Raw genomic sequence first — 5,291 nt, forward strand, 5'->3', positions numbered from 1 at the left:
GTGCGGGCTCACGAAGAAGTAGCCCCACAGCGCCAGGGGCAGCCGCCAGGCGAAGTCGTCGAGACCGTGCTCGGCGGCCTCCCGCACGATGCCCATCAGGTGGGTGTGCTCGCTCTCGCACCACCTGCGCGCCTCGGCGGCCGTGGCGAACACCGGTGGCTCGTACCAGGAGCCGGGGCGGGGGAATCCCGTCCGTTGCCGGTGCGGGGTCAGCAGCCGGACGGCCGCGTCGGCGTGGTTCAGGTACCAGCCGCAGAGGCGCTCACGGGCGGCGGCGCGTTCGGCCGCCCCGGTCTCGGAAGCGGCGCGTTCGGCGGCGTACAGGCGCAGCAGGTCGTGCATGCGGTACCGGTCGCGGCCCTCGTACGTGAGCAGGTGGGCGGTGGTCAGCTGTCCCAGGACCGGGCGTACGACGGCGGTGCGGTCGCCGCAGAGCGCGGCGACGGCGGCCGTGCAGAGGTCGGGGGCGGGGCCGAGGGCGAACAGCCGGAAGAGGCCCTGGGCGCGGGCGGGCAGGGCGCGGTAGGAGAGGTCGAAGGCGGCGCGGACGGTCGAGGCGGCGTCCCCCTCGATCTCCAGCGCGCCGAGCCGGTCCTCGGTGTCGCGCAGTTCGGCGACCTGGTCGGCGACGGTGAGTCCGGGGCGTACGGCGAGGCGGCTGGCGGCGATGGCGAGCGCGAGGGGCAACCGTCCACAGACGGTGGCGAGTTCGGCGGCCGCGGCAGGCTCGGTGCGGGCCCGGTCGCCGCCGATGACGCGGTCCAGCAGGGCGACGGCGTCGGCGTCGGGCATGAGGTCCAGGGCCAGTGAGCGGGCGCCGTCGCGGGCGGTGAGCCCGGCGAGGCTGGTCCGGCTGGTGACCGCGGTCAGGCAGTGCGGTCCGCCCGGGAGCAGTGGGCGGACCTGTTCGGCGCTGTGCGCGTTGTCGAGGACGACCAGGACGCGCCGGTCGGCCAGCATGGACCGGTACAGCGCGGCGGCCTCGTCGGGCGCGCTGGGTACCTGCGGGCCGGGTACCCCGAGGGCACGCAGGAACCGGGCCAGCACCGCGTGCGCGGACAGCGGTGGGCCGGCCGAGAAGCCGTGCAGGTCGGCGTAGAGCTGGCCGTCCGGGAAGCGGCCGCGCACCCGGTGGGCCCAGTGGACGACCAGGGTGCTCTTGCCGACACCGGCGGTGCCGGAGACGGTGAAGACCGCCGCCGCCGGGGCGGTGGCCGGTCCGGGAGCGGCGGCTGGTCCGGGATCGGCGGCGGCCTCGGCGGCGAATCCGTCGAGTGCCGCGAGTTCCGTCCTGCGACCGGTGAACGAGGCGGACGGGGAGGGCAGTTGGGCGGGCTGCGGCACCACCGTCCCGGGGGCGGGCGCGGGGTCGGGGGCGAGGTCGAGGTCCGGGTCGAGGGCGGGGCCGGGGTCCGGGCCGAGATCGACCGCCTCGCGCCCGTTCCGTTCCGGCTCGGACTTCAGCAACTCCAGGTGCAGATTCCGCAGTTCGGGACTCGGGTCGAGCCCCAGCTCCTCCGCGAGGCGACCGACGAACAGCCGGTGGACCGCCAGCGCGTCGGCAGTCCGGCCCGAGCGGTGCAGCGCCCGCATCAACTGCCCGGCGAACCGCTCCCGGAGCGGATGCTCGGCGACCAGGGCGGTCAGCTCCGGCACCGTCTCACGGTACCGGCCCAGGGCCGCCTCCAGGTCGAGGCAGTCCTCCCAGGCGGTCAGCCGCAACTCCTCCAACGCGACGCCGGCCGCGGCCGGAAGCCGCCCGGGGAGCCCGTCCAGGACCGGGCCGCGCCACAGTGCCAGCGCCTCCCGCAGGTCCGCCAACGCCGCGGCGGGTTCACCGGCGGCCGCCGCGGCACGGGACCGCGCGACCCCGTCGGCGAAGGTCCGGGCGTCCAGCCGGTGGCCGTCGAGCACGACCCGGTAGCCGTGGCCGCCGGTCAGCAGCACGGGTGGGCCGGCGGGTTCGGCCTCGGCGAACCGTCGGCGCAGCATCCCGGCCAGATTGCCGACCTGGCGGCCGGCGGTCGCCGGCGGACGGTCGCCCCAGACCGCGTCGACCAACCGGCTCACCGGGACACTGCCGTCCGCGTTCAGCAACAGCGCCGCGAGCAACCGCTCCTGCCGATCACCCCCCAGCCGGACCCGGACACCGGTGCCGGTCCGCACCTCCAACGGCCCCAGAACCCCGAACTCCACGCGATCCCCTCCCCAGGGCCCCGCACGCCACGGTCGGGCGCCATTACATTCGATGACGATCCGATTACCCGATCATGTCAGACGGGTGCCACCGGTGGAGAGAGCCGGACTCGGCCCGGCCCCCGGTGCACGGGGTGCACGGGGTGCACGGGTGGGGGAGATCGTGATCGCCACCGGTGCCGACAGAAAGGGCGGCCATGCGATTCCCCTGTCCTGACCGGACCGGTGACGCGGTTCGCGACCTCCGACGGCCGCCCGGGCCGCCGCTTGACCTGAACCTCGGTTGATGTACGAGGGTCGTGCCATCGAACGGCGAGACGAGGAGATTCCGATGACAAAGCCCACGATCCTGGTGACCGGCGCGACCGGACGGGTCGGCGGTTCGGTGGTGACCCAACTGCACGCTGCGGGCGTACCCGTGCGGGCACTGGTGAGGGGGGAGGCGGACTTCCCCGAAGGCGTGCGGGCGGTGCGTGGCGATCTCGGTGATCCCGCGTCACTGGGCGCGGCTCTGGAGGGCGTCGACGCGGTGTTCCTGGTGTGGCCGTTCCTGCGCGCCGAGGGCGCGGCGGAGGTGATCGACGCAGTCGGGAAGCACGCCCGACGGGTGGTCTACCTGTCGTCCGCCGGGGTCGGGGACGGGAAGGACGCACCGGGTGACCCGATCACCGCGTTCCACACCGAGTTGGAGCGGCTGATCGAGACATCGGGCCTTGAATGGACGGCGCTGCGGCCCACCGGCTTCGCGAGCAACACGCTGGGCTGGGCGGACGAACTCCGCGCGACCGGCGCGGTCCGGGCGCCGTTGGCAAAGCTGGCCCGCCCGTTGATCCACGAGGCCGACATCGCCGCCGTCGCCGTTCAGGCACTGACGACGGACACCCTGCTCGGCGCCCGCCCCCTGCTCACCGGCCCCGAACTGGTCACCCAGGAACAGCAGGTGGCGCTGATCGGCGAGGCGGTCGGACGGCCGCTGCGGTTCGAGGAGATCGCACCGGCCGAGGCCGCCGAGCGGATGAGGGCCGCGGGCTACCCGGCGGAGCTGGTGGCGGCCGTGCTCCCGGCCCAGGCGGCCATGCTCGACCGCCCGGAGCCCGTCAACGACGCGGTGGAGCGGATCACGGGGATCCCGGCCCGGTCCTTCCGGGAGTGGGCGGTGGACCACACGGCGGACTTCCGCTGAGCGGGACGGCGTTCAGGACGCCGTTCAGGACGCCGTTCGAGACGCCGTTCAGACGGCCGTTCAGACCGCACCGAAGCGCCGGCGGGCCTCCTCGATCGCGTCCAGGTAGCGGTGGGTCCAGTCGCACATGGCGTCCACCGTGGCGCGCAGGGCCCGGCCCGGCCCGGTGAGGGTGTACTCGACGCGCGGCGGCACCGTCGGGTACACCGTGCGCTCCACCAGGCCGTTGCGCTCCAGCAGGCGCAGGTTCTGCGTCAGCATCTTGTGGCTGATGCCGTCGACCTCCTTGCGCAGCTCGGTGAAGCGCAGGGTGCGGTCCCCCACCGCCTCGACGATGAGCAGCGCCCACTTGTTGGCGATGTCCGAGAAGATCTCCCGCGCCAGGGAGTCCGCCCGCATCGCGTCCGCCCGCTCCTCGGCCGAACCGCTGACCTGCTTGCTCACCTTGAGGTTCCCCAGTCACCGAAAAGTGCGTTCTTCCACGTCGGGGAACACTCTCCTACGGTGACCGAGTCACCACAAGAGAGCACGAGGAGGCGGGAGCCGCCATGGCCATCACCCTGCTGAACCCGGACGGGCTGCCCACGATCGACGTCTACCACCAGGTGGCGGTCGCCACCGGCTCGCGGACGGTCCACATCGCCGGACAGGTCTCCTGGGACGCCGACGGCGCCACCGTCGGCGCGGGCGACCTGGGCGCCCAGGTCGAGCAGTGCTACCTCAACGTCGCCACCGCCCTGGCCGGGGCGGGCGCGACCTTCGACGACGTCGTGAAGCTGACCGTCCACGTCGTCGACTGGACGCCCGACCTGATGCCGCTGCTCCTGGAGGGCATCGCCCGGGCCACCGCGAAGCTCGGGACCACCGCCGCCCCGCCGGCCACCCTGCTCGGTGTGGCCGCGCTGGACGTGCCCGAGCACCTGGTGGAGGTGGAGGCCGTCGCCGTCCTCGACTGAGCCCGGGCCGCCGCCCCGCTGCGCGCAGGAAGTCGGACCCGCCGACTTCCTGCGCGGGCGGGCCCCGGTGCACGGGGTGCCCGGGCATGGGAGATCATGATCGCCACCGATGCCCGTCGAAAGAACGACCATGCGATTCCCCTGGTGCCGCCGCCCCGCCGCTCCCCCGGCCGACACCGACGACGACCTTCAGCTCGCCCGCCTGGTCGCCTACCGGGCCGCCCAGCGGGACCACCCCTCGACCGTCGAGATCCTGGCGCTCGGCGAGACGGCGCTGGAGGACGAGAACGGGTACGCGTTCGCCGTGGGCGTCCTGGAGAACCTCCAGAACCTCGCCTCCCACGGCCTCGACGCGTTCCGCTCCCCCGAGGACATCCGCCCGCTGCTCGGCCCCCGGAGCGCGATCTGCTGGGACAGCCTGACCGACTTCTGGCACGACGTCGCCGACTGGAGACTGCACAACGGAGCGCCGATGGAGTCCTCCGCCCCGCTCCTCGCCGTCGAGAACGAGGAACTGCGGCTGCTCCTGTGGACGTCGAACCGGACCCTCCCCACCGGCGAGAAGCTCGGGATCGCCGACGTCGTGCGCTACGAGAAGGCCGTCGGGGCGAGCCTGCCCGGCTACAGCCACCTCGCGATGGCCCTGAGCATCGCGGGAGAGGGCAGCTCCTGACCCCGCCCTCCCCCTGACGTGGGAAGTCGGACCCGCCGACTTCCCACGCGCTCTACCCTGCGGGAGTGGATCATCAGCAGGATCCGTGGGCGGCACTCCTCCACCCTCCCGTGCCGTCGGCGCGGCTCGGGCGGGAGTGGCTGGACGGGATCGGCCTCAACCCGGCCGCGCCCGAGGTCCGCACCCACGCCCACCGCCACCCGGCCCTGCCCCCGGCCCTGCTGGTCGCCCTGCTCCGGGACCCGGCCACCGCCGGGGCCGCCGCCGCCAACCCGGCGGTGCC

5 protein-coding genes and 1 pseudogene are annotated in these 5,291 nt (G+C 74.1%); 4 read left to right on the top strand and 2 right to left on the bottom strand.

All coding sequences use genetic code 11. The features are described from left to right. Positions 1 to 2,196, bottom strand: a 2,196-nt coding sequence (locus VR45_RS39310; RefSeq protein ID WP_045944759.1) for a BTAD domain-containing putative transcriptional regulator, incomplete at its 3' end; no start/stop codon positions are given. Between the two features lie 331 nt (positions 2,197 to 2,527). Between VR45_RS39310 and VR45_RS39315 the strand changes: the two genes are divergently transcribed. Beyond that, positions 2,528 to 3,379: an NAD(P)H-binding protein gene (locus VR45_RS39315; protein WP_045944760.1), complete on the top strand. Its 852-nt coding sequence runs from the start codon at positions 2,528 to 2,530 to the stop codon at positions 3,377 to 3,379. A gap of 60 nt (positions 3,380 to 3,439) precedes the next feature. Here VR45_RS39315 and VR45_RS39320 read toward each other — a convergent pair whose 3' ends face one another. Continuing rightward, complete coding sequence (locus VR45_RS39320; RefSeq protein ID WP_045944763.1) at positions 3,440 to 3,778, bottom strand: helix-turn-helix domain-containing protein; 339 nt, start codon at positions 3,776 to 3,778, stop codon at positions 3,440 to 3,442. 149 nt (positions 3,779 to 3,927) lie between these two features. Between VR45_RS39320 and VR45_RS39325 the strand changes: the two genes are divergently transcribed. The 3 genes and pseudogenes from VR45_RS39325 to VR45_RS47660 form a co-directional block, all read left to right on the top strand. Then, positions 3,928 to 4,335 carry a RidA family protein gene (locus tag VR45_RS39325; RefSeq protein ID WP_045944761.1) on the top strand — a complete coding sequence of 136 codons (408 nt, stop codon included), beginning with the start codon at positions 3,928 to 3,930 and terminating at the stop codon, positions 4,333 to 4,335. A 130-nt stretch (positions 4,336 to 4,465) separates the two neighbouring features. Continuing rightward, positions 4,466 to 5,008 (top strand): hypothetical protein, encoded by a 543-nt coding sequence (locus VR45_RS39330; protein ID WP_045944762.1) that lies wholly within the window; start codon positions 4,466 to 4,468, stop codon positions 5,006 to 5,008. Between the two features lie 65 nt (positions 5,009 to 5,073). Beyond that, positions 5,074 to 5,291: pseudogene (locus VR45_RS47660) on the top strand (hypothetical protein); the annotation flags it as partial.

Source organism: Streptomyces sp. NRRL S-495 (assembly GCF_000966955.1).
Taxonomy (GTDB): domain Bacteria; phylum Actinomycetota; class Actinomycetes; order Streptomycetales; family Streptomycetaceae; genus Kitasatospora; species Kitasatospora purpeofusca.

Excerpts from the sequence above, each read along its gene's own strand:
- VR45_RS39315 (WP_045944760.1), top strand. The coding sequence starts at position 2,528 with ATGACAAAGCCCACGATCCTGGTGACCGGCGCGACCGGACGGGTCGGC.
- VR45_RS39330 (WP_045944762.1), top strand. The coding sequence starts at position 4,466 with ATGCGATTCCCCTGGTGCCGCCGCCCCGCCGCTCCCCCGGCCGACACC.
- VR45_RS39320 (WP_045944763.1), bottom strand. The coding sequence starts at position 3,778 with ATGCGGGCGGACTCCCTGGCGCGGGAGATCTTCTCGGACATCGCCAAC.
- VR45_RS39325 (WP_045944761.1), top strand. The coding sequence starts at position 3,928 with ATGGCCATCACCCTGCTGAACCCGGACGGGCTGCCCACGATCGACGTC.